Source organism: Sphingomonas sp. AC449 (genome assembly GCF_979253475.1).
Genome location: NZ_CEEDCZ010000064.1, coordinates 1 through 254, shown reverse-complemented (window position 1 = coordinate 254; position 254 = coordinate 1). Strand labels below are relative to the sequence as shown.

Sequence of the window (254 nt, the reverse complement as noted above, 5' to 3'; positions counted from 1 at the left end):
TCGAACCCGAGAGGGTCTTCCAGTAGGTGAGCATGCCGCCCAGCCAGCGATGGTGGACGAAGTGCTGGCCTGCGCGACGTGCGGCGTCCGCGACGGGCTCCTGCGCCTGGCGCTTGGTGCCGACGCACAGGACCTTGCCGCCGCCGGCGACGGCCGACGAGACGAACTCGAGCGCGCGTGCGAACTGTGGCACGGTCTGCGAGAGGTCGAGGATGTGGACGCCGTTGCGGTCACCGAAGATGTAAGGCTTCATC

General features: G+C 68.1%; 1 protein-coding gene. It reads right to left on the bottom strand.

What is annotated here, in order from left to right; genetic code table 11:
• Positions 1-254, bottom strand: a 254-nt coding sequence (gene rpsB / locus AC0CH3_RS17850) for a 30S ribosomal protein S2 (protein ID WP_465238132.1), incomplete at both ends; no start/stop codon positions are given.